We start from the raw sequence: 22,279 nt of genomic DNA on the forward strand, positions 1-22,279 counted from the left end.
CAGATCCCGCCCGAGAGGAAAGCCATGTCCCTGAAGTTCCACTGGTTCCTGCCCACCAACGGAGGCGACGGCCGGCACGTGGTCGGCGGCGGCCACGGGGTCAACCCCGGAGCCGCAGGGCGTCCGGCCGACGTGCCCTACCTGGGCCAGGTGGCCCGGGCCGCGGAGCAGTCCGGCTTCGACGCGGCGCTCACCCCCACCGGCGCCTGGTGCGAGGACGCCTGGCTCTCCACGGCGATGCTCAGCCAGGTCTCCGACCGGCTGCGTTTCCTCGTCGCCTTCCGCCCCGGCCTGGTCGCGCCGTTCCTGGCCGCGCAGATGGCCGGCACGTTCCAGAACATGACCGGCGGGCGGCTGCTGCTCAACGTCGTCACCGGCGGCGAGCCGCACGAGCAGCGGATGTTCGGCGACTTCCTGGACAAGGACGCCCGCTACGCCCGGGCCGACGAGTTCCTCACCATCGTCCGCCGGCTCTGGGAGGGCGAGACCGTCGACTTCTCCGGCGAGCACCTCTCGGTCGAGGCGGCCCGGCTCAACCAGATCCCCGACCCGATCCCGGAGATCTACTTCGGCGGCTCCTCCCCGGCGGCCGGCACGGTCGCGGCCAAGCACGCCGACGTCTACCTCACCTGGGGCGAGCCGCCGGCCCAGGTGAAGGAGAAGATCGACTGGATCCGCTCCCTGGCCGACGCCGAGCCCAGCCGCAACGGCCGGCCGATGCGGTTCGGCATCCGGCTGCACACGATCACCCGCGACACCTCCGAGGAGGCGTGGGCCGAGGCCGACCGGCTGCTTGCCGGGATCGACGAGCAGATGCTGGCCGACGTCCAGGCCGGCCTGGCCAAGAGCGAGTCGGAGGGGCAGAAGCGGATGCTCGCCCTGCACGGCGGCTCCCGGGAGAACCTCGAGGTCTACCCGAACCTGTGGGCCGGCGTCGGCCTGGTCCGCGGCGGCGCGGGCACCGCGCTGGTCGGCAGCCACGAGGAGGTCGCCGACCTGATCGGCGAGTACGCCGACCTGGGCATCTCCGAGTTCGTCCTCTCCGCCTACCCGCACCTGGAGGGCGCCTACACCTTCGGCGAGGGCGTGCTGCCGATCCTGGCCCAGCGCCGCCTGTGGAAGGACCCGCGCCCCGCCGCCCGCGGCACCACCGCGGTGCCGTTCGCGACCGTGGGTCGGACCGCCTCGTGAGCGCGCCCGGTCAGGCCCGGCCCCGGGTGGCCGTGGTCGTCGGCAATCCCAGGCCCGCCAGCCGGACGCTGGCCGCGGCCACCCACCTGGCCCGCGAGCTGAGCGGCGGCGAGCCCGACCTGGTGGTCGACCTGGCCACCCTGGGCGGGACGCTGCTGGACTGGGCCGACGATCACGTCGCCTCGCTGGTGCAGCAGGTGGGCGAGGCCGACCTGGTGGTCTTCGCCTGCCCGACCTACAAGGCCTCGATCACCGGACTGCTCAAGCTCTTCCTGGACCGGTTCGCCCCGGGCACGCTGCGCGGACTGGCCGTGCCGCTGATGCTCGGCGCCGGGCCGGGGCACGCGCTCGCCCCGGAGCTCACCCTGCGTCCGGTGCTGGCCGAGATCGGCGCCCCGACCCCGGTCCGCGGGCTCTACCTGCTCGACTCCCAGCACGACGACCCCGCGGCGTACGAGCCCTGGCTCACCGCGGCGCGGCCCGTGGTGGCCGCCCTCCTCGACCGGCCCACTCCCGCCCCGCTGACAGGAGCACGCGCATGACCGTCGTCCCCGAGACCACCGAGCAGGACCTGGACCCCCGGGTGCTGCGTGACGTCTTCGGCACCTTCCCCAGCGGGGTGGTCGCCGTGGCCGGCCGCGTCGGCGGGCAGCTGATCGGCCTGGCTGCCAGCTCGTTCACCTCGGTCAGCATCGACCCGCCCCTGGTCTCCTTCTCGGTGGCACGGACCAGCAACACCTGGCCCGCGCTGCGAGAGGCCGGCCAGCTCGGGATCAGCGTGCTCGCCGACCACCACGACCAGCTCTGCCGCCAGCTCGCCGGACCCGCGGACAGCCGGTTCGACGACCTCGCGCTGCGCACCAGTCCCGGCGGCGCGGTGCTGCTCGACGAGGCGGTGGCCACCTTCACCTGCTCGATCCACCAGGAGGTGGACGCCGGCGACCACGTGATCGTGCTGCTGCGCGTGCACACCGTCCGGGCCGACGGCGATCTCTCGCCGCTGGTCTTCCACGAGAGCGGCTTCAAGCGGCTGCACCGCGACGACCTCGACCCGGCGACGCTGGACGGGCGGATCAACGGCGAGCCGGTCCGGGAGGGGGAGCCGGGCGGCGCCGAGGACGCGGCCTGACGTCGGGTCAGCGCTCGCCGGCACGCAACGGGTCCGGGGCCGGAGACCGGGCACGGGCCTGCGTCTGACAGATTGGAGCCATGCAGCAACGGCTCCCCGTCGTGGTCGTGGGTGCCGGCGTCGCCGGGCTGGCCGCGGCCCGCCAGCTGGTCGACGCCGGGCACGAGGTCGTGGTCCTGGAGGCGGCCTCCCAACCGGGCGGCAAGCTCCGCCGCGAGCCGGTCGCCGGTGTCCCCGTCGACGTGGGCGCCGAGGCGATGCTCAACCGCCGGCCCGAGGGGGTCGCGCTGGCCGAGGCCGTGGGGCTCCCGGTCGAGCACCCCACCGTCGCCTCCTCCCGGATCTGGACGCGGGGCGGGCTCCGGCCGCTGCCGCGCTCGCTGATGGGCGTGCCGTTGGACCTGGACGCCCTGGCCGCCTCCGGGGTGCTCTCGGAGGCCGGGCTGGCCCGGGTGCGGACCGAGCCGTCGCTGCCGCCGACACCGGTGCAGGGCGACATCTCGGTCGGCGACCTGGTGGCCGCCCGGTTCGGTGACGAGGTGGTCGACCGGCTGGTCGAGCCGCTGCTCGGCGGGGTCTACGCCGGGCACGCCCGTCGGCTCTCGGCCCGGGCCTCGGTGCCGCAGCTGGTCGCGCTCGCCGAGCGGGGCTCGCTGCTGGAGCAGGCCGCGGCCATCCCCACGACGTACGACCTGCCGGTCTTCGCGGGCATCCCCGGCGGGATGGGCCGCCTGCCCGAGGCGCTCGCCGCCGGTCTGGACCTGCGCACCGACGCCACCGTCCGCGAGCTGGTCCGGACCCCGGACGGCTTCGCGCTCACGATCGGCCCGACCATCGCGCCGGAGCGGGTGCAGGCCTCGGCGGTGCTGCTGGCCACGCCCGCGGCGCCGACCGCCCGGCTGCTGGGGGAGGTCGCCCCGGTGGCCGCCGCCGAGCTGGCCGGGATCGAGTACGCCTCGATGGCGGTGGTGACCTTCGCCTTCCGGGCCGAAGACGCCGCCGGCCTGGAGGCGTCGGGCTCCTCGGGCTTCCTGGTGCCGCCGGTCGACGGGCGGCGGATCAAGGCCTCGACGTTCTCCTTCGCCAAGTGGGGCTGGGTGCGGGCGGCCGGTGCCGAGCAGGGCGTCGTGCACCTGCGGACCTCACTGGGCCGGCACGGCGAGGAGACGGCGCTCCAGGCCACCGACGACGAGCTGGTCGCCTGGTCGCTCTCCGACCTGGAGGAGGCCACCGGCTTCCGGGCGGCCCCGGTGGACGTGCACGTCCAGCGCTGGGGCGGGGGACTGCCCCAGTACGCGGTGGGCCACCTGGACCGGGTGGCCCGGGTGCGTGCCGCGCTGCCGGCGGGCGTCGCGGTCGCGGGTGCGGCGTACGACGGGGTGGGCATCCCGGCGGTGATCGCCTCCGCCCGGCTGGCTGTCCAGCGGCTGCTCGCAGACCGCTGAGGGGCCGCAGGACCGGCGGGTCAGGAGCCGGCGACCTCGGTCACCACGTAGCTCACGGTGCTGTCGTCGGAGCCGGCGTTGCGCTGGGAGGAGACGGTCAGGTCGTACTCCGGACTCCCGGTGACGACCGTGAGGACGTCGGCGGTCGCGGCGCGGTCCCGCTCCTCGAAGCCGGCGGCCAGCACCTGGTCGACGGCCCGCTCGCTGATCTTGTCGTGGTCGCCCGCCACGTCGAGGGTCACCACCCAGGAGCCGGGCTCGGCGCTGGAGAACCGGATCTTCCCCTTCACCAGAGGCACCTCGGCGGGGAAGTCGGCCGGCATGTCGTAGGTCTCGGGGGCCTTCTCGCCGCCCTTGCCGGTGTCGCTGCCCTTCTCCTGCCCGCGGGTGGCCAGCTCGGCGCCGACGGTCGACCCGTCGGTCGGCTCCTCGTCGGAGCCGCAGGCGCTGACCGAGAGCGCGACCATCAACGCCAGCATGGCCGGGCGCACGAGAACCTTCATCACTACCCCTCCTCAGGTCCGCTCCCCGCGGACCGCCGACAGGATGGCAGGGACTCACCCGGGTACGCCAGGGTTGTCCAGGGGCTGAAGGCCGAGGCTCAGGGGTGAGCAGGGCGGAGCGACCGGGCGGCTGCGGCTCGGTGGAAGAGCCACCCGGAGACGCCCAGGAGCGCGACGAACATCGCGTTGACCAGCAGCAGGTCGGGCAGGTTGCCCCCGGCGGTCCGGTGCAGGTCGGCGAGCAGCACGGTCGCGGTGACCACGGCCTGCGTCAGCGCCGCGGCCCCCATCACCACAGCCATGGCCCCCGGCCGGAGGCGCGCCAGCGCCGCGCCGACCAGCGCGACGGCCGGCACCGTCACGTAGACCCGGTCGACCCGGCCTCCCTCCCCGACGATGCCCAGGGCGCCCGCCGAAAGGACCAGGAGCAGCAGCGTCCCGGCACCGACCCCGAGGGCCAGGCGGAACAGGGTGGAGGGCGTCATGGCTCCACGTTAGGGGCCCGAGCGGGTGGGAGCGGGGGAGCGCCGGTGAAGGTTCCGTGCAGGTCTTCGGGCTCAGGACCGGTCCGGCTCGACGGGGAGCCAGATCTCGGTGGTGGCCGTGGAGAAGTCCTCGGCGCGCTCCAGCACCGCGACGATCTCCGGCCCCTGCACCAGCAGCCAGGGATTGGCCGGGAACCACTCCGTCGCGGTCGCGGCCCAGGTCTCCTGGAGCGCCCGCGGGTAGGGCCCGGACGAGCGGAAGACCGCCCAGGTGAGGGCGGGGACCTCGATCACGTCGAAGTCGCCTGGGTCCCGGCTGGTCACGACCCCGTGCAGGTAGGTCAGTTCCGTGCCCTCCCGGCGGTCCGGGTCCAGGTCGGTGCTCACGGCGAGGATCCCGGCCGGTTCGCCTTCGGACATCGCCTTCAGGCGGGCGTGCTCCTCGGGCGGCACGGAGGCGACCAGGTCGCGGATGTGCGGGTTCTCGCCCAGGTGGACGAGCGGCACCCGGGCCGCCCGTCCGACGACGCGGAAGGCGGGCAGGGCGGTGAGACGGGCCTCCATGACGGTGCTCCCTTCGACGGTGAGGTGGAAACGGATCGGTCCTTGCGCTCGCAGCGGCCCACCGTCGCGTCGTACGACCGAAGGCGTCGCCCCGTGCACGCCGCGGAAGGCGCGGGTGAAGGCCTCGACGGAGCCGTAGCCGTGCCGGACCGCGACGGTGAGCAGGTCGTCGTCCCCGGTCAGCAGGTCGTGCGCGGCCGCCGTCATCCGCCGGCGGCGCGCGTACTCCGAGAGCGGCATGCCGGCGAGCGCGGAGAACATCCGCCGCAGGTGGTACTCGGTGGTGGCGAGCCGGTGGGCGAGCGTGGCGACGTCGAGCTCGTCGGTCGCCGGGTCGCCGAGCTGCCCCTCGACCGCCTGCACCACCGCGTTGAGCTGCTTGATCACGGCTCCCACGCTAGGGCCGCCGACGGTGCGGCGCCCGACAGTTCCTGCCCGTCGTGGTCGGTCGCGCCCGGCTCGGCATGGCCTGGGTCGGGGGAGCACAATAGGTGCCATGACCGACGCTTCGCAGACCAACGCCGCCCGGATCAACGAGCTCAACGACTCCATCCGCTACACCATGTGGTCGGTCTTCAGGCTGCGCGACCTGCTCGGTGACGCCGACCGCACGGCCGAGGCCGCCGAGGTCGAGGAGCTCTTCGCCAAGCTGGCCACCGACGGCGTGGTCGTGCGTGGCACCTACGACGTCTCCGGCCTGCGCGCCGACGCCGACCTGATGGTCTGGTGGCACGCCGAGGACAGCACCCAGCTGCAGGCGGCCTACCACGCGTTCCGGCGTACGGCGTTCGGTCGCCGCCTCGACCCGGTCTGGTCGCAGATGGCGCTGCACCGGCCGGCCGAGTTCAACCGCAGCCACATCCCGGCCTTCCTCGCCGACGAGGAGCCGCGGGCGCACATCTGCGTCTACCCGTTCGTGCGCTCCTACGAGTGGTACCTGCTCGAGGACTCCGAGCGTCGCCAGATGCTCGCCGAGCACGGCAAGATGGCGCGCGGCTTCGCCGACGTGCGGGCCAACACCGTGGCCTCCTTCGCCCTCGGCGACTACGAGTGGATGCTCGCGTTCGAGGCCGACGAGCTGCACCGGATCGTCGACCTGATGCGTCACCTGCGTGCCTCCGAGGCGCGGCGGCACGTGCGCGAGGAGGTGCCGTTCTACACCGGCTCCCGGGCCTCGGTCGCCGAGCTGCTGACCCGCCTGCCCTGACCTGCTGCCCGAGCCTCGGCGGTGGTTTCGCCGGGGCCCCGGTGAAACCACCAGTTCTTGACCGTTGCAACGGTCAAGAAGTGACAGGATTTGTCGGGAACCTCGGGCACGTTCCCGGCGTCGGAGGTTCATGAGACCGCTCAGCTTCAGGGTGATGACGCCCGGACGTACGCCCTGGATTGCGGCGGGTACGCCATGATCGGCCACATGACTCCCCGCCGCTCTCGGCTCCTGCTGTCGGTCGCCGCCACCGGGCTCGTGGCCACGGGGCTGGTGGGGTGCGGGGCGGAGACCGACCCAGCGGCGACCTCCGACGAGGACGCTGCGCCCACCTCGATCCCGGCGGCCGCCGGCCAGGTGCGCACCTGGGGTCCGGTCCTGGTTCTCCAGGACGGCCCGGAGGCCGTGGCGTGCCTGGGCAGCGTCGCCTACACCGCGCCGCCGCAGTGCACGGGGCAGCCCCTCGCGGGCTGGGACTGGGCGAAGCACCCCGAGCACTCCGCCCGCGACAGCGTCCGCTGGGGTGACTTCGCGCTCACCGGGACCTGGGATGGTGAGACGCTCGAGGTCACCGAGGCGGTGCCGGCGGCGGAGTACGACAGCGAGCCCGAGACCGAGGAGTCGCCGGGCACACCCTGCTCGGAGCCCGAGGGCGGCTGGCGGGTGGTGGACGAGGCGAAGGCCTCCTCGGCGTCCCTGGACGAGACGCTGCGCCGGGCCGGTCAGCTGCCCGGCTACGCGGAGTCGTGGCTGGACACCAACGACACCTCCCGCCCCGAGGAGCAGATCCTCAACGTCCGGGTCACCTCCGACGTCCGGGCGGCCGAGGACGCGCTGCGCGAGACCTGGGGCGGGCCGCTCTGCGTCCAGGAGGCGCGCTACGACGAGGCGCAGCTGGTGGAGCTGACCACCGAGCTGCAGGAGCTGCCGGGCGTGCTCGACACCTCCGCGTGGGGCGACGTGGTCGCCCTCGCCGTGGTGCACGACGACGGCTCGGTCCAGGAGTGGGTCGACGACCGGTACGGCGAGGGCCGGGTGGAGGTCCGCTCAGCCCTGGTCGCCGCCCCGGGCTGAGCCGGCGCGTCCGTGTTCCCTCGGAGCGTGCGCTTCGCGCCCCTGGGCGCGGCGCTGACCAGCCTGTATAGCGTGGCCGAGTGCCCCCGTCTCTCACGTCAGGACGCGTCATGCTGGTCGCGTCGTTGACGACGGCACTCGCCGCCGGTGGGGTGGCAGCGGCGTGGGTCTTCCTCGGCCGGACCGGGTTCGCCTTCGCCTGGGTCACTCACTTCATCCTCATGGCGTGGGTGTCCTCGGTCGTCGGCCCGCGGGTACGGATCCCGGATCACCGTTGGCTCCGGGTCGGGCGCTGGGAGGCGCGGCTCTACCCGGCACTGGGGGTCCGACTCTTCGGGAAGCTGCTCGACCTCATTGGATGGAACCGGGTGATAGCAAGGGCACGTGGGTTCAGCGGCACTCGGGAAGGGCTGAAGGAGCTCGATCAGCACACACGTCGCTCCGAGGTCGGCCACAGCATCTGCCTGGCCGTTGCTACGGCCGTGGCTTGCGGCGTGCTGGAGACAGGGGAGTGGCGGAGCGCTGCGTGGCTGCTGGCCCTCGGACTGCCCCTGCACCTGTACCCGGTGCTGCTGCAGCGGCTCCTGCGTGCCCGCATCCAGTCCATGTCGGCCAGGGTCTCGAAGGAGCACCTGGCCAGCCGCGCCTGAGGAGCCGGCCGTTCTTCGGACGCCGACTGATCCCGGGGCTGAGCTCGGGGCCCGACGCCCTCCCCGGCTGCCGGTCAGGCCTGGTCGGCAGGCTTCAGGGTGAGGCTGAGCGAGTTGATGCAGTACCGGTCGCCGGTGGGCGTGCCGTAGCCGTCGGGGAAGACGTGACCCAGGTGGGAGCCGCAGTTCGCGCACCGCACCTCGACCCGCTTCATCCCGTGGGAGTTGTCCTCGATGTACTCGATGGTGTCGGTCAGGGGCTGGTAGAAGCTCGGCCAGCCGCAGCCGGAGTGGAACTTGGTCTGGGCCTCGAAGAGCTCGTGCCCGCAGGCGCGGCACGAGTAGGTGCCGGGGGTGTCGGTGTCGTTGTACTCACCGGTGAACGCGCGCTCGGTGCCGGCCTGGCGGAGCACCGCGTACTCCTCGGGGGACAGCTCAGCACGCCACTGCTCGTCGGTCTTCTCCACCTGGTAACCCATGCCGAAGAGCGTAGCCGCGCGTCGGTGAGCGGGAGGGGTGGGATGCAGGACCCGAAGAGAACCACCTCGTGTGAATCGGGACCAGGGTCCTTCGGCACTGAACCCCGCCCGGCTCGCGTGCGACGTTGGATGCGAGTGCACTGAGGCTGAGAGAGGAAGAACCCCATGAGTGAGAGCGACGCCGATCGTCTGGCCCTCAACCCGCTGTTCGCCCGTCCTGGGGAGTCGCGGGACATTCCGCAGTTCTCCCTGCCCGAGGACCCCATGCTGCCGGAGACGGCGTACCAGTTCGTCCACGACGAGGCGATGCTCGACGGCAACGCCCGGCTGAACCTGGCCACCTTCGTCGGCACCTGGATGGACCCGATGGCCTCGAAGCTGTACGCCGAGACCTTCGACAAGAACATGATCGACAAGGACGAGTACCCGCAGACCGCGGCGATCGAGGAGCGCTGCTGGCGCATCCTCGCCGAGGTGTGGAACTCGCCCGACCCCAGCGGCTCCATCGGCACCTCGACCATCGGTTCGTCGGAGGCCTGCATGCTCGGCGGCCTGGCCCTCAAGCGCCGCTGGCAGCACGCCCGCCGCGCCGCCGGCAAGTCCACCGAGCGCCCGAACCTGGTGATGAGCTCGGCGGTCCAGGTGTGCTGGCTGAAGTTCTGCAACTACTTCGACGTCGAGACCCGGACGATCCCGATCAGCGACGAGCACAAGGTGATGGACGGGTTCGAGCTGGACAAGTACGTCGACGAGAACACCATCGGCGTGGTCCCGATCATGGGCGTGACCTACACCGGGATGTACGAGGAGGTCACCAAGATCAGCGACGCGCTCGACCGGATCCAGAAGGACACCGGGCTCGACATCCCGATCCACATCGATGCCGCCTCCGGCGGGTTCATCACCCCCTTCCTGCAGCCGGACCGGCTGTGGGACTTCCGGGTCGACCGCGTGCACTCGATCAGCGTCAGCGGGCACAAGTACGGGCTGGTCTACCCCGGCCTGGGCTGGGTGGTCTGGAAGGACAAGGAGTTCCTGCCCGACGACCTGATCTTCTACGTCTCCTACCTGGGCGGGCAGATGCCGACTTTCGCTCTCAACTTCTCGCGGCCCGGCGCCCAGGTCCTGCTCCAGTACTACAACTTCCTCCGGCTCGGACGGAAGGGCTACACCGAGGTGCAGCAGGAGAGCCTCGACGTCGCCCAGCACCTGGCGCACCAGATCGACCAGATGGGTCCGTTCACCTTGTGGAACGACGCCTCCGACATCCCCGTCTTCGCGTGGGAGCTGAAGAAGGGCCACACCTCCAACTGGGATCTCTACGACCTCCAGGACCAGCTGCGTCAGCGGGGCTGGCTGGTGCCCGCCTATCCGCTGCCCGACAACCTCGCCGAGCGCACGGTGCAACGCGTCGTGGTGCGCAACGGTCTGTCCCGCGACCTCGCGAACCGGCTGCTGGACAGCCTCCGCAGCAGCGTGGACTACCTGGACAGCCTGCCTGGTCCGCTTCCGCGTGAGCAGAAGACGGAGATGTTCCACCACTAGGAGCAGTCATGACCGACAACAGCAACCCCGTGCCCGCCGGCGGCACCTCCGCGTCGTCGCACGCACCGGGGGCGGCCTCGAGGTCGGCCTCCGCGCCGGGGGCCACGAGAACGGCGATCAAGATGCTGGGGATGGGGCAGCTGGCCATCCTGACGGTGGTCGCCGTCGCCAGCCTCCGGAGCCTGCCCACGATGGCCACCTACGGTCTGGGCTCGATCACGCTCTACATCATCCCGGCGATCGTCTTCCTGGTGCCGACCGCGCTGGTCGCCGCAGAGCTCGCCACCGGGTGGCAGGGCGGGATCTACGGGTGGGTCAAGGAGGCGCTGGGCAACCGGTGGGGCTTCCTGGCGGTCTGGCTCCAGTGGATCCAGAACGTCGTCTGGTACCCGGTCCAGCTGGCGTTCATCGCCGCCGCCGTGGCCTTCGCGATGGGACAGGACCATCTGGCCAACGACGGCATCTTCAACGCCATCGTGATCCTGGTCTTCTACTACCTCGCCACGGCCGTCACCCTGGCCGGTGGCAACCTGTTCGCCAAGGTCGGGTCGTGGGGCGGGATCATCGGCACCATCATCCCGGGCATCCTGCTGATCGCGCTCGGGGCGATCTGGCTGATCGACGGACAGAAGTCGCAGACCCCGCTGGAAGCCTCCGACGTGGTCCCGCCGTTCGCCGGGATCGCCTCGATCGTGCTGATCGTCTCCAACTTCCTCGCCTACGCGGGCATGGAGGTCAACGCGGTCCACGTCAACGAGATGAAGGACCCCGGCAAGCAGTACCCCAAGGCGATCTTGATCGCCTCCTGCATCATCCTCACCGTCTTCATCGTGCCCACGATCATGGTCGCGGCGATGGTGCCGAAGTCGTCGCTCGGGCTGACGGACGGGATCATGCTGGCCTTCCGGGTCTTCTTCGAGCAGTACGGCCTCGGCTGGGCGACGTACGTCCTCGCGGCGATGATCGCGATCGGCGCGCTAGCCTCCGTGGTCACCTGGATCGCCGGCCCGTCGAAGGGCCTGTTGGCGGCCGGCAAGACCGGGGTGCTGCCGCCCTGGATGCAGAAGGAGAACAAGCGGGGTGTGCAGGAGGGGATCCTGGCCGTCCAGGGGGTCATCGTGACCGTGCTCGCCCTGCTGTTCGTGATCATCCCGAACGTCAGCGCGGTCTTCTTCACCCTCGTCGACATGGCGGCGGCGCTCTACCTGATCATGTACCTGATGATGTTCGTCGCGGTGATCAGGCTGCGCAGCACTCAGCCCGACGTGCACCGCAGCTATCGGGTGCCGGCGGTCAAGCTGGTGGCGGGGACCGGGTTCGTCGCCTCGGCGCTGGCCCTGATCCTCGGGTTCGTCCCGCCGTCGGGCCTGGTCGGCATCCCGCCGTCCCTCTATCCCTACGTGATGATCGCGGTGATCGTGGTCCTGGGTGTCCCGCCGCTGCTCTTCTACGCCGCACGCAAGCCGGCCTGGCGCACGGCCGAGCAGCAGGGCGACCCGATCACGCCCGCTGCTGGGCAGGCGGGGGGCCACGGCGGTGCCTCTGCCGAGTCGAGCAGTGCGACCGATGCCTCCCCGAAGCACCGGGGTGCCTCCGACGACGGTGATCCGCCGGGCTCGTCGGGTTCGTCCGGATCGGAAGGAGGACGGTGATGCGCGCACGACGAGCGCTGGCGGTGCCACTGCTGCTGGCTGTGACCCTCTGCTCCCTGGCGGCCTGCGGCAACAGCGACGACAGCGACATCGCGCAGCAGCGGGCCGAGCAGCTGGTGCAAGCGACGCAGGACAACGGGTCCGCGCCCGGCCTGACCACCAGGACGGCGCGAAGTCTCTACGGCGAGGACGCGGACGCGGTGTGCGGCGACCTCGAGGACCGACCGCTCGGTCTTGCGGGGTGGGCACGCGTCACCCGCGCGGTGCCGGAGGAGCAGGTCGAGGACCTGGTCGCCTACGACCGCACGGTGGTGGACGTCTACTGCCCTGACCTGATGGACGACTTCGACGACCTGCTCGACTCGCTGCACGTGGACGAGAGCAACCGGTGAAACAGCTGGGGTGACGGGATTCCCGACGGCGCCTGGTTCGGGCCATGATGAGCCCATGGCGAAGGCGTCGGAGGCGTTCGTGCAGGCCGGGGACCGCGAGGTGCGGGTCTCCTCACCCGAGCGGGTGATCTACGAGGCGACCGCGGACACGCCGGAGGTGACCAAGCTGATGGTCGCCCAGTACTTCGCCGACGCCGGCGAGGGCCTGATGCGCGCGCTGCGCGACCGGCCGACCGCGCTGGAGCGCTGGCCGTCGGGGGTGCGGGAGGGGTTCACGCTCGCCACCGGCCCGCAGGACAAGGACGCCGAGGCGTTCTACCAGAAGCGGATCGCCAAGGGCGCGCCCGACTGGGTCGAGTCGGTCGAGATCACCTTCCCCTCGGGGCGCAAGGCCCGGGAGATCTGCCCCACGGAGATCGCGGTGCCGGTCTGGTGCGCCCACATGGGCACCCTGACCTTCCACCCGTGGCCGGTGCGCAGCGCCGACGTCGACCACCCCGACGAGCTGCGGATCGACCTCGACCCCCAGCCGGGGACGACGTTCGCCGACGTGGTGCGCGTCGCCCTGGTCGCGCGCGAGCTCTTCGCCGACCTGGGGGTGCGGGCCTTCGTCAAGACCAGCGGCAACCGCGGGGTGCACGTCTTCGCCCGGATCCGCCCGGAGTGGGGGTTCCCCGACGTCCGGCACGCCGCGATCGCGTTCGGCCGCGAGCTGGAGAAGCGGGACGACGGGGTGACCACCGCGTGGTGGAAGGAGGAGCGGGGGGAGCGGATCTTCGTGGACTACAACCAGAACACCCGGGACCGGACCATCGCCTCGGCGTACTCGCTGCGACCTCTGCCCGGCGCCCCGGTCTCCACCCCGGTGACCTGGGAGGAGCTGGCCGGGCTCAGCGACGCCCGCGCGCTCAACCTGTTCACCGTGACCGAGCGGATGGCCGACGGCGACCCGTGGGCGGAGATCGACGACGTCGCCCACGACCTGACCCCGCTGCTGGAGCTGTGGGAGGCCGACCCGCGCGAGCTCAACTACCCGCCCGACCACCCGAAGATGCCGGGGGAGCCGCCGCGGGTGCAGCCGAGCAAGAAGGTCGCCGAGCACTGGGACGCCGACGGGAACCGGGTCGAGCCGTGAGCGAGGACCGGCGGGTGGCCGGCAGCACCCGGGAGCCCGGCAAGCTCGGTGCCTCCGGGGCCGAGCGGTGGAGCGACTACCTGGACTGGCAGCGGGCCGACCTGGTGGACGCGGTCCTGGCGATGCACGCGGGCCAGCGGCGTCGGGTCCTGGTCCCCTCGGGCTGGTCGCCGATCGAGCTGCTCTCCCACGTGCTGCACATGGAGCGGCGGTGGTTCGTCTGGGGCTTCCTGGGCGAGCAGGTGCGGGACCCCTGGGGCGACTGGGCGGCCGGCGACCCGTGGCGCGACGAGTCGCTCGACGAGGGGGAGCGGTCCCCCCGGTGGGCGGTGCCCGACGGCGTCACGGCCGAGCGGCTGGCCGAACGCCTCGAGGCCGTGGCCGAGCGGACCCGGGAGGTGCTGCGGGACCATCCGCTCACCGCCAGGGCCGCGGTCGGCGGCCGGTTCGCCGACCACCCGCCGACGCTGGAGTGGATCTGCTTCCACGTGCTCACCGAGTACGCCCGGCACGCCGGCCACCTCGACGTGGTCGTCGAGCTGAGCCACCACGTCGGACCCGGAGCGGGCACCGACTAGCCTGCACCCGTGACTTCCTCGACCCGTCTCAAGCTCGTCCTGGTCACGGGCTCCGGCCGCAGCGGTACCAGCTCGGTCGCCGGGACCCTCAAGCGCCTGGGCCTGCACGTGCCGCAGCCCGAGGTGCCGGCCGACGAGGCCAACCCCCGCGGCTACTACGAGCCGCTGTGGGTCACCGAGTTCCACAAGGACGTGCTCAACCCGGTCCCGGTGCGCACCATCGACACCCGTCCGGACGCCGCCGACATCGCCATCGAGGCCGGCTCCGCCCCCGAGGTGGAGGAGCGGCTGCGCGCATGGCTGGACGAGCAGCTGGACCCCGCGCTGCACGAGGGCCAGATCCTGGTCAAGGACCCGCGGGCCTTCTGGATCCTCCCGGTCTGGACCCAGGTGGCCGCCGGCCTGGGCGCCGACGTGGTCACGCTCACGATGCTGCGCCACCCCACCGAGGTGGTGCGCTCGCGCGACACGGCGTACCTGACCGAGCAGACGCCCAAGTTCCGGCGGCAACGTGAGACCGCGAACGTCGCCGCCTGGGTCAACGCCGCCCACCTGACCGAGCTCGCCACCCGCGAGCAGGCCCGGGCGTTCGTGCGCTACCCGGACCTGATCGAGGACTGGCGCACCGCGATGACCCGGGCCGGGGAGCAGCTGGAGCTGACCTACTCCGCGGACCTCGCCGACCGCGGCCACCACGAGGTCGACGACTTCATCGACGCCAAGCTCAACCGGTCGGCGATCAGCTGGGACGACCTCTCGGTGCCGGCCGCCCTGCGCGACCTGGCCGAGCGGACCTGGCAGGCGATGAACGTGCTGGTCGAGGCACCGCACGACGAGCGCGCGATCGCCGAGCTGGGCGCGCTGCGCGAGCAGTACGCCGAGATGTTCGAGCACGCCGAGGCGATGGCGATGGACGCCACCACGGCGCGGGTCACCGCGGGGCGCCGCGAGGTGCGGCGCAACAAGGAGGCCGAGCTCGCCGAGGTCCGCCGCGAGCTCGAGACGCTGCGCGCGGAGAACGCGGCGCTGCGCCGTTCGCTGCCCAACCGGCTGGTGGCCAAGCTCCGCGGTCGCTGACCGCTCGTCCCGGTCGCCGTCCGGGCCGCTCAGCGCTCCCAGGGAGCTGGCACCGGGAAGTAGACCTCGAGGAACTCCGCCAGCGCCCGGTCCACGGCCTCGGCGTCGAGGGCGAAGTCGTGGTGGTCGCCGACGCAGAAGAAGTCCTTGTCCCGGGCCCGCAGCTGGCGCAGCTGGCGCTCGACCCGGGCGTTGCTCAGGTCGAGGAAGGCGTGCTCGGCGCTCGCGGCGTACGCCGTGCCGGTGGCCAGGCCGTAGTGCTGGGCCAGCGAGCTGAGCATCGAGACGTCGCCGGGGGAGCGGAACGGTGCGTGCGCGGTGGCGTCCACGGCCGCGGCGTACCGGGTGGCGACCTCGGTCAGCACCGAGACCCGGTGCGGGTGCGGGGTGTGGGCCATCACCCGGGTGATCAGTACCCCCAGGTCGTCGGAGAGCAGCCGGCGGTTGTTGGCGGCGGCCTGGAGGAACGGCTTGAGGTCGCCGGGGTCCTCGTCGGGCAGGCCCAGCACGCCCTCGCCGACGAACGCCGCGAAGTCGCCGCCGGGGGAGAAGAAGAGCTCCGGGCGCACCGGGCGGCCCAGGAAGACGTCGTCGTTGAGGTAGACGAAGTGCTCGGCCAGGTCCGGCACCCGGTGCAGGGCGGTCTCGATCGCCTGGGAGCTGAAGGTGGGCAGCGCGGAGGCGGGCAGGATCTCCCGGTGGTCGACCAGCCGCACCCGGCCCGACTCCAGGGCCTCGTCGCTGAGCCAGTCCGGTCGCTGACCCGCGGTGACCAGATGGATGGTGCGCACCCAGGGGGCGAACAGATGCACGCTGCGCATCGAGTAGCGCAGCTCGTCGCGGCTGCGGAACCGGGCCTGTCCGCTGGCCTCGCGCCGCTGCTCGCTCAGCCCCGCCGCGGCGAGTCGGGTCTCCCGGGCCGCGTTCCAGGTGGGGTCGTCGCCGTCCACCCAGGTGTAGACCACGTCGACCGGGAAGCGGCACTCGTCGACCCGGGGCTCGGCCAGGCCCGGCAGCGTGGGCACGATCCGCTCGTGCACCGCGACCTTCGCGGTGGCCTCCTCGGCCGGGACCGTCGAGGCGTAGGCGTTGGGCCGGGGCGCGACCAGGTCCCCGCCGGGGGCTCGGTCCCAGAACTCCAGGCTGACCCCGGCGCCGCGCAGGTGCGTGGGCCGCCCGTCGTCGCCGCGGGGCCACGGCTCGAGCACCAGGCGCGGGGTCATCGCGCGCTGCTGGAGCGCCGCCATCTCCGGGACCGGCAGGCGGCGCTCGGGCCAGCCGCGTTCGCCCGGGTCGAGCAGCGACAGGTGGGTGGGGGCCTCGGCGGCGAGCCGGTCGAGCACCGTGCGCCGGTGCTCGGCGGGGACCACCACGGTGGTCGGGTCGGCGGCGTGCGGCGGGACGACGAACCAGTCCGCGGCCGGCTCGGCCGCGGCCACCAGCAGGTCCAGGGACTCGCGCCGGGCCTGCTCGGGGGTGACCAGGGGGACCTGCACGCCGGCGGCGCGCTCCTGGGTGTGCCGGGGACCGGCGTACCGGGGGCCGCGGATCCCGCCGCTGGCGGCCTCCACCCGGCTCCGGCCCTCCCGGCGGCCGGCGACCCGGGTGAAGATCTCCTCCCAGCGGGCGGCGATCACCTCGGGGCGGTAGGCCTGGGCGGCGTCGTACGCCCCCTGGCCCAGCCGGCGCAGCAGCGTGTCGTCGGTGCAGACCCGGGCCAGCGCCGCGGTCAGGCCCGCCTTGGCGCCGGCGGCCACCAGCAGCCCGCTGACCTCGTGCTCCACGAGCTCGCGCGGGCCGGACGGGCAGTCGTAGCTGACCACGGGTACGCCGGCCGACATCGCCTCCTGCGCCACCAGCGGGAAGCCCTCGGTGCGCGAGCTGAGCGCGCAGACCGAGGCGGCGGCCCACTCCGGACCCATGTCGTCGACCGCCCCGGGGAGCTCGACCCGTCCGGTCAGGCCGGCTTTGGCCACGTGGGCGCGCAGCTCCTCGCGCAGCGGGCCGTCGCCCAGGATGCGCAAGGTCCAGCCGTCCGCAGCGCCGGCGTCGACCAGCTCGCCGAAGGCCCGGACCAGGTGGATGGACTGCTTCTCCGCCACCAGCCGGCCGGCCGCGACGATCCGGCGCTGGTCCAGGGACGAGCGGGGCTGGTCGCCCGGGGGCAGGGGGTTGGGGACGACCACCAGCTCGGGGGCGACCGGGCCCAGCTCGGCGGCCAGCCAGCTGGCCGAGGAGTCGGTGAGCAGGGCGACCGCGTCGGCCCGCGGGGCGAACGCCAGCAGCGGCTCCATCCCCCCGACCCGGTCGGCGGAGGAGCGGTGCTCCTGGTGCACCACGGCCACCTCGTCGGGGGTCAGCTGGACCGCCGCGGCCAGCAGTGCCGGGGTGACGGTGACCAGCACGTCGACGTCGACCCGCGGCAGCGCCTCGGTCAGCGCGGTGTCGGTCAGAGCAGAGAACTGACCGTCCCACCGGGCGGGGACCAGCACCGACGGGCGGCGGTCGGCGCCGCCGGGGTCGGGCGTACGGACGTCTGCGAGGTAGCGCACCTCGACCCGTGGGTCGATCGGGTAGTGCGGGGCGTCCGCGCTCCGGGTGACGCTGATCAGCGAGACGTCGTGCCGGGCGGCGAGCGCGCCGGCCTGGGTGATCGCCGAGCGCGACGTGCCGCCCATGCCGTCCAGGTTGAGGACCAGGAAGGCGATCCGCAGCCGGTCGGAGCCGCGTCGCCGCAGGAGCCGGCGCATCAGAGCCCGGTGACGCCCTCGCCGCCGCCGGCCTGCTCGTCGAAGTTCTCCTGCTCGAGCAGGTGCAGCACCGGGACGCCGAGCTTGCGGCGGGCCCGCGAGCTCCAGTCGACGTGGAAGAACTCCGCCACCACGTGCGGGCGGGTGAGGATGATGACCTCGCGGCAGTCGACCTGCTTGACCTTCGCCTCCAGGGCGTCGACCGGTGCGTCGCTGATCAGCTGGCCGACGGCCTGGGCGCCGGTGACGGCCAGGGCCGCGAGGCTGCCGTGCAGCTCGTGGTCGGCCTCCTCCTGGCTCTCCTCGCGGATCGCCTCCAGGTCGACCTCGCTCAGCACCACCGGTGCCGAGAGCAGCTCGCCGGTGCCGAGGGTGCCCATCGCCGCCTCGATCCGGCCCGCAGCGTCCTCGACCGGGATGAGCAGGTGGTAGACGACCTGGTCGGCGATCGAGTCGTGCAGGCTGTGGATCTGCCGGGCGTCGACCGCGGTGACCTCGTGCTCGGCGAGGATCACCACGTCGTAGGTGCCGATCCCGTCGTCGATCCGGTCGTTGCGTGTGCTGTCGCCGCTCTGGCTCATGCCGCTCTCACCTCTTCGAGTCTGTGCCCAGGATCCTAGCCAGGTCGTAGCGCACCGGCTCCTCCAGTTGGCTGTAGTCGCACGACTCGGGCTCCCGGTCGGGCCGCCAGCGCTTGAAGTGGGCGGTGTGCCGGAACCTCCGGCCCTCCATGTGGTCGTACTTGACCTCGAGCACCCGCTCGGGTCGCAGCGCGACGAAACCGAGGTCCTTGTCGGCGCTCCAGCGGCTCTTGGTACCCGGGACCCGGTCGGGGTTGGCCACCGCCCACTCCGCCCACCCGCCCCAGGGGTGGTCAGCCGGGTCGCAGACCAGCGGCTGCATCTCGTCCCAGAGCTCGGCGCGCCGCTTCTCGGTGAAGCTCGCGCTGACACCGACGTGCTGCAGCGCCCGCTCCCCGCCCCCTGACGCGTCGCCGTCCGGGCCGTCGTACAGGCCGAGCAGGAGGCTGCCGAGCAGCGGGCGCTCGGGGGTCGAGGTCTTGTGCGGGCGCATGCCCGCGACCACCACGTCGGCGGTCCGCTCGTGCTTGATCTTCAGCATGGTCCGGGCGTTCGGGGCGTACGCCGCGTCCAGCGGCTTGGCGATCACCCCGTCCAGACCTGCCCCCTCGAAGGTGGTGAACCACTCCTGGGCCAGTGCGACGTCGGTGGTCGTGCGGGTGAGGAAGCAGGGGCCGTCCAGCCCGCCGAGCACCCGCTCCAGCTCGGCGCGCCGCTCCGCGAACGGCCGGCCGGTCCAGTCCTCGTCGCCCAGCGCCAGCAGGTCGAAGGCGACGAAGCCGGCGGGCGTCTCCGCGGCCAGCTTGGTGACCCGGGAGGCGGCGGGGTGGACGCGCTCCTGGAGCACCTCGAACTCCAGGCGCTCACCACCGTCCGCGGTGGGTCGGGCGACGAAGAGCTCGCCGTCGAGCACGATCCGCTCGGGCAGCTGCTCCTTGACCGCCGCGACGATCTCGGGGAAGTAGCGGCTCAGCGGCTTGGTGTTGCGGCTGGCCAGCTCCACCTCGTCACCGTCACGGAAGACCAGGCAGCGGAAGCCGTCCCACTTGGGCTCGAAGCTCATCCCGCCCGTGGTGGGCACCGAGGAGACGGACTTGGCGAGCATCGGCCGCACCGGCGGCATCACGGGGAGGTCCATCCGCCGAGCCTAGGGGGCCTGGCCGCTACCGGGGAGAGCCCGTGACCCGTCGCGCCGATAGGCTGACCGGGACTTTCCCCGGTTGGTCTGCCGGCAGGGCCCGCCTGACTTTGAATCAGGACTAGCGACGTAGGTTCGACTCCTACCCGGGGAGCCAGGTGTCAGCCCTTGCCGCCGAGCCGCTTGGCGACGACCATCTGGTACTTGGTGTAGTGGAAGCGCCCGTTGGCGTAGGTGACCCGGGCGGTGCAGCTGATCAGGACCAGCCGGTGGGCGCCGGTGGTCGCGAAGAACCGCTGCGGCAGCCTCCGGGTCCGGTCGAACCGTGCAGTCTCGCTCACCCGGTACCGGTAGGTCTTGCCGCCGCTGGCGACCGTGACGACCTGCCCTTGCTCGGCCCGGCGCAGACCCCACATGGCGCCTGGCCGGTCGTGCCGGTCCGAGACGTGCCCGGCCACGACGGCGGTGCCGATGGCGTCGCCGAAGCCCGCCGACCTGCGCAGCCAGGCGGTGACGCCGACGTTCCCGGGCAGCCTCATCTGCCCTCGCCGGACGGTCGTGGGCACGACGGTCGCGTCGAGGCCCAGAGCGGGGGCGCGGACGACGGTCCGGGCGACCCTGGCGGTCCCGGCGCCGGGCAGGGTGCCGGAGAAGCCGCCGTTGACCACCGGGGACCGGTACGGCGCCTTGGCGACCGTCGTCGTCTCGGAGGCCAGACCGCACCGGGTGGAGGCGGCACCGTTCTCCGCCGTCGCCCGGGTGTTCACCCGCCACGTGTAGACGCCGGGCTGGCGCAGCCGCACCCCGGGCGTCCGGCTCCAGCCGGCTCCCGCACGCCAGGTGACCGTGCGGGCCAGGGTCGACGGCTCACACCGGGCCGCCGCGCGGGAGCGGAAGGGGCCGTAGAGACGCGCGGTCGCCGGCACCGTGGTCCCCCGGGCGAGCCCGGTGACGCGGACCCGGTCGTGGAACCGCTGACCCGGCTCCACCTGCTTCTCGGAGGTGCGGCTCGCGAGGCTCGGGGAGGTGATCGGCGTGGGAGTGGGAGTGGGGATGACCGGCTGGATCGCGTACGTGTTGCTGACCGCGACCGCGGTGTTCTGGTTCGCGACGATGGTGACCCGCTCCGGTGCGATGGCGACCGCGGTCACGTCGACCTGGTCGTTGTCGCCGTTCTCCGGCTCGCTGATCGTGCACGTCGCCCCGGCGGGCAGCCCGGTCGTGGTCACGGTCGAGGAGCCGGCGCCCGTGCCGGCGGGGATCCTGAGCCTCCGCTCGATCGGTGCGCCGCCGTCCGCAGGGGTGCAGACGGCGCGGACGCTCACGGGGCCCTGCAACCCGGCACCTGGCCCGCTGATGGTCTTGGTGACCTCGATCCCGCCGGCTTCGAACGGGGTGATCCGCACCCCGGCGACGGCCTCGATCCGGGTCGTCTGGGCGAGGATCAGCTTCTGCGCGCTCTCCCGGTCGGGGTTGCTGCCGTCGTAGAGGTAGACGGTGCTCTCGCGCACCTCCTCCTCGCGTTGCAGGGCGAACCCCTGTTCAGGGTCAGCACTGACGGTCCGCACCCACAGCTGCGCGTCGGCCGGGACGGGGTCGCCGTCCGCGAGCTGCTGCGTACCGGCCGCGTCGGTGAACACCTCGACACCGGCCAGGCGCAGCGTGGCGGGGCCGTCGGAGGCGACGGTGAACGGGCCGACGAGCTCGCCGGTCAACGGGGCCTCGGCCGAGTCCGGCGAGACACTGAGGTCCGGCGGCTGGGGCTCGCCCACCGGCCCGTTGGCGAGGGCGTCCGCGACGATCGCCGAGGTGAGCGGGAACAGCTGCGGCTCGGCGGTCGGGTCCAGCACCAGGTTGTCGCTGAAGAACCAGATCGCGGCCTGGACCGCCGCGGCCTTCACGTTGTCGGGGACGTCGGCCGGCAGCGGCTCGGTCGGGAAGTAGTTCTGCAGGATGTGGGCGACGTAGCCCAGGTTCGGCACGTTGGCCTCGGTCCAGTCGTCACGCTGGTAGTTGACGCCGGTCTCGGTGCTGGTGAACAGGTCGATGCAGTAGGTCAGGGCGGTGGCCCCGTCGGCGTCGCGCGCCGGGATCAGCCCCATGTAGGAGATGTCGTGGGGAGTCGACCCCTCGGGCACCGCCTCCGGGTACCCGTCGAGCGGGTTGAAACCGGGCGGGGCGTCGACGGCGCCGACGTTGCTGACCCCCTGCGCTCCGCTGATCGGCAGGACCTGCAGCTCGGTGAAGGCCGATCGCCCTGGCAGGGGGAGTTCTCCTCCGGGGATCGGCTCCGCCTGCGCCGGGCGTCCCACCACCAGGAGCACGCTGGTCAGGGCCAGCACCACGGCGATGCGGAGGGACTTCCTGGGCCAGGTCGTCAGGATCGAGTTCACGGACGAGCACCTCCCGAGCGCAGTGGGTCCGGACCCCGCTCGGGGTCGCACTGCGCTTTCGGCCCAAGAAGCGTGACACCCGTTCTTCGTCCGCGACAAGGGTCGCAAGCCCCGTCTGCCTTCGCTCCGGAGCGGGGACCATCCGCGGACCTCGGCGGACTCGCGGTCCTCCGGACCAGGGCCCGCGCGGCCGATGGTGACTCCTACCCGGCGAGCTTGGCACGGCGTACACGCGGTTGGCACGTGTTGCACTGCTTGCCAACCGCGTGGATCCCCGCACAGCCGGGGATCCGTGCGGCCCACCACTAGGG

The 22,279-nt window shown here is 72.6% G+C and carries 21 protein-coding genes and 1 tRNA gene; 14 read left to right on the plus strand and 8 right to left on the minus strand.

The genetic code is table 11. The features are described 5' to 3' along the window. Positions 1-24: 24 nt before the first annotated feature. The 4 genes from H8838_RS04535 to hemG all read left to right on the plus strand — a co-directional run bounded on the left by H8838_RS04535 (position 25) and on the right by hemG (position 3,765). Positions 25-1,191, plus strand: a complete 1,167-nt coding sequence (locus tag H8838_RS04535; RefSeq protein WP_185996029.1) for an LLM class flavin-dependent oxidoreductase — start codon at positions 25-27, stop codon at positions 1,189-1,191. After that, positions 1,188-1,733 carry an NADPH-dependent FMN reductase gene (locus H8838_RS04540; RefSeq protein ID WP_224766378.1) on the plus strand — a complete coding sequence of 182 codons (546 nt, stop codon included), beginning with the start codon at positions 1,188-1,190 and terminating at the stop codon, positions 1,731-1,733. The genes H8838_RS04535 and H8838_RS04540 overlap by 4 nt, the downstream gene beginning before the upstream one ends. Then, positions 1,730-2,320, plus strand: a complete 591-nt coding sequence (locus H8838_RS04545; RefSeq protein ID WP_181311617.1) for a flavin reductase family protein — start codon at positions 1,730-1,732, stop codon at positions 2,318-2,320. The genes H8838_RS04540 and H8838_RS04545 overlap by 4 nt, the downstream gene beginning before the upstream one ends. An 80-nt stretch (positions 2,321-2,400) precedes the next feature. Continuing rightward, positions 2,401-3,765 (plus strand): protoporphyrinogen oxidase, encoded by a 1,365-nt coding sequence (gene hemG / locus H8838_RS04550; protein WP_181311616.1) that lies wholly within the window; start codon positions 2,401-2,403, stop codon positions 3,763-3,765. A 20-nt stretch (positions 3,766-3,785) separates the two neighbouring features. On the opposite strand, the gene H8838_RS04555 is transcribed toward hemG, so the two are convergent. From H8838_RS04555 to H8838_RS04565, 3 genes are all read right to left on the minus strand, one after another. Then, positions 3,786-4,268 (minus strand): hypothetical protein, encoded by a 483-nt coding sequence (locus H8838_RS04555; protein ID WP_181311615.1) that lies wholly within the window; start codon positions 4,266-4,268, stop codon positions 3,786-3,788. 98 nt (positions 4,269-4,366) lie between these two features. Continuing rightward, positions 4,367-4,753, minus strand: a complete 387-nt coding sequence (locus tag H8838_RS04560) for a hypothetical protein (RefSeq protein ID WP_181311614.1) — start codon at positions 4,751-4,753, stop codon at positions 4,367-4,369. A gap of 72 nt (positions 4,754-4,825) precedes the next feature. Further along, entirely contained in the window at positions 4,826-5,704 is an 879-nt protein-coding gene (locus H8838_RS04565; RefSeq protein ID WP_224766379.1) for an AraC family transcriptional regulator, read from the minus strand. 109 nt (positions 5,705-5,813) lie between these two features. Between H8838_RS04565 and hemQ the strand changes: the two genes are divergently transcribed. The 3 genes from hemQ to H8838_RS04580 all read left to right on the plus strand — a co-directional run bounded on the left by hemQ (position 5,814) and on the right by H8838_RS04580 (position 8,248). Then, a complete protein-coding gene (gene hemQ, locus H8838_RS04570; RefSeq protein ID WP_185996031.1) occupies positions 5,814-6,524 on the plus strand; it encodes a hydrogen peroxide-dependent heme synthase in 711 nt (236 codons plus the stop codon). A 207-nt stretch (positions 6,525-6,731) separates the two neighbouring features. Further along, positions 6,732-7,598 (plus strand): hypothetical protein, encoded by an 867-nt coding sequence (locus H8838_RS04575; RefSeq protein ID WP_185996032.1) that lies wholly within the window; start codon positions 6,732-6,734, stop codon positions 7,596-7,598. Between the two features lie 80 nt (positions 7,599-7,678). Beyond that, the gene (locus H8838_RS04580; protein ID WP_185996033.1) at positions 7,679-8,248 is read left to right on the plus strand and encodes a glycosyl-4,4'-diaponeurosporenoate acyltransferase CrtO family protein; all 570 of its coding nucleotides are present in this window, start codon (positions 7,679-7,681) and stop codon (positions 8,246-8,248) included. Between the two features lie 74 nt (positions 8,249-8,322). On the opposite strand, the gene msrB is transcribed toward H8838_RS04580, so the two are convergent. Beyond that, a complete protein-coding gene (msrB, locus tag H8838_RS04585; RefSeq protein ID WP_181311608.1) occupies positions 8,323-8,727 on the minus strand; it encodes a peptide-methionine (R)-S-oxide reductase MsrB in 405 nt (134 codons plus the stop codon). Positions 8,728-8,892: 165 nt separating this feature from the next. On the opposite strand from msrB, the gene H8838_RS04590 reads away from it, so the two are divergent. From H8838_RS04590 to H8838_RS04615, 6 genes are read left to right on the plus strand one after another with little or no spacing between them, the layout of a single operon-like run. Further along, a complete protein-coding gene (locus H8838_RS04590; RefSeq protein ID WP_181311607.1) occupies positions 8,893-10,272 on the plus strand; it encodes a glutamate decarboxylase in 1,380 nt (459 codons plus the stop codon). A gap of 8 nt (positions 10,273-10,280) precedes the next feature. Further along, complete coding sequence (locus H8838_RS04595) at positions 10,281-11,924, plus strand: amino acid permease (protein WP_219924242.1); 1,644 nt, start codon at positions 10,281-10,283, stop codon at positions 11,922-11,924. Further along, positions 11,924-12,316: a hypothetical protein gene (locus H8838_RS04600; protein ID WP_185996034.1), complete on the plus strand. Its 393-nt coding sequence runs from the start codon at positions 11,924-11,926 to the stop codon at positions 12,314-12,316. Before H8838_RS04595 ends, H8838_RS04600 begins: the two co-directional genes overlap by 1 nt. A gap of 55 nt (positions 12,317-12,371) precedes the next feature. Beyond that, positions 12,372-13,451, plus strand: a complete 1,080-nt coding sequence (locus tag H8838_RS04605; RefSeq protein WP_185996035.1) for a DNA polymerase domain-containing protein — start codon at positions 12,372-12,374, stop codon at positions 13,449-13,451. Further along, on the plus strand, positions 13,448-14,029 hold the full coding sequence (locus H8838_RS04610) for a mycothiol transferase (protein WP_224766380.1): 582 nt from the start codon (positions 13,448-13,450) through the stop codon (positions 14,027-14,029). Before H8838_RS04605 ends, H8838_RS04610 begins: the two co-directional genes overlap by 4 nt. A 9-nt stretch (positions 14,030-14,038) precedes the next feature. Next, positions 14,039-15,106, plus strand: coding sequence for a sulfotransferase family protein (locus H8838_RS04615; protein WP_185996036.1), 1,068 nt, complete (start codon positions 14,039-14,041; stop codon positions 15,104-15,106). A 29-nt stretch (positions 15,107-15,135) separates the two neighbouring features. Here the strand turns inward: H8838_RS04615 and H8838_RS04620 are convergent, their stop codons facing one another. The 3 genes from H8838_RS04620 to H8838_RS04630 are packed head-to-tail and all read right to left on the minus strand — an operon-like array spanning position 15,136 to position 19,575. Continuing rightward, positions 15,136-17,856 (minus strand): stealth conserved region 3 domain-containing protein, encoded by a 2,721-nt coding sequence (locus tag H8838_RS04620; protein WP_185996037.1) that lies wholly within the window; start codon positions 17,854-17,856, stop codon positions 15,136-15,138. Then, entirely contained in the window at positions 17,856-18,437 is a 582-nt protein-coding gene (locus H8838_RS04625; protein WP_181311602.1) for a hypothetical protein, read from the minus strand. The genes H8838_RS04620 and H8838_RS04625 overlap by 1 nt, the downstream gene beginning before the upstream one ends. A gap of 7 nt (positions 18,438-18,444) precedes the next feature. Then, on the minus strand, positions 18,445-19,575 hold the full coding sequence (locus H8838_RS04630) for an ATP-dependent DNA ligase (protein WP_185996038.1): 1,131 nt from the start codon (positions 19,573-19,575) through the stop codon (positions 18,445-18,447). 75 nt (positions 19,576-19,650) lie between these two features. Here H8838_RS04630 and H8838_RS04635 point away from each other — a divergent pair. Then, positions 19,651-19,732: transfer RNA gene (locus H8838_RS04635), tRNA-Gln, on the plus strand. A 4-nt stretch (positions 19,733-19,736) separates the two neighbouring features. Here the strand turns inward: H8838_RS04635 and H8838_RS04640 are convergent. Next, the gene (locus tag H8838_RS04640) at positions 19,737-21,968 is read right to left on the minus strand and encodes a DUF5979 domain-containing protein (RefSeq protein WP_185996039.1); all 2,232 of its coding nucleotides are present in this window, start codon (positions 21,966-21,968) and stop codon (positions 19,737-19,739) included. Positions 21,969-22,279: the final 311 nt, after the last annotated feature.

Origin of the sequence: Nocardioides campestrisoli (genome assembly GCF_013624435.2) — a bacterium.
GTDB classification, from domain to species: domain Bacteria; phylum Actinomycetota; class Actinomycetes; order Propionibacteriales; family Nocardioidaceae; genus Nocardioides; species Nocardioides campestrisoli.